Annotated in this window: 1 protein-coding gene; it reads left to right on the top strand. The window is 73.3% G+C overall.

What is annotated here, in order from left to right:
- Window positions 1-15: 15 nt before the first annotated feature.
- On the top strand, window positions 16-602 hold a 587-nt coding region (locus tag KUM32_RS37600), incomplete at its 3' end, for a TrmB family transcriptional regulator (RefSeq protein ID WP_217146325.1).

The raw sequence follows: 602 nt of genomic DNA, 5'->3' as shown, positions 1-602 counted from the left end.
TCCTATGCTGGGCCGATGCCGGATGCGCTGCTGGAACCCGTGGGTCTCGGCGCCACCGAGAGCGCCCTGTATCTGCATGTGCTGTCCACCCCTCGCTGCACCACGACCCAACTCGCCGACGCCGTCGGGGCGACCCCGGCCCAGGTCCGTCCCGCCCTGCGGCGACTGGTCGAGTCGGGCCTGATCGCCCGGATCGGGGGCCGGCCCGCCCGCTACACCGCCGCCCCACCCGGCGCGGCCTTCGACGCCCTCGCCGAGCGGCGGCAGCAGGAGCTCGATGAGTTGCGCGGGCACCTGCGGGAGCTGGCCGTGCGCTACCAGGGGGCGACCGCGAGCAGCCCCGGGGACCTGATCGAGCTGGTCGAGGGCCCGCTCGCGATGCGGGACCGGGTCGAACAGCTCCAGCTCGGCGCGGAGCGGGAGATGCTGGTGGTCGACTGCCCGCCGTACTTCAGCGCGACGGCCAACGAGAACCCCATCGAGGACCAGTTGCTGCGGCGCGGCGTCGAGTGTCGGGTCATCTACGACGCGGCGGCGCTGGAGATGCCGGGCCGGATGGAGTTCGTCTGGTCCTGCGTCGCCAAGGGAGAGCAGGCGCGGAG

Source organism: Streptomyces sp. AC627_RSS907 (genome assembly GCF_019049165.1).
Note: the sequence above shows the minus strand (reverse complement) of the source record. Positions and strands in the feature narration are given on the sequence as shown.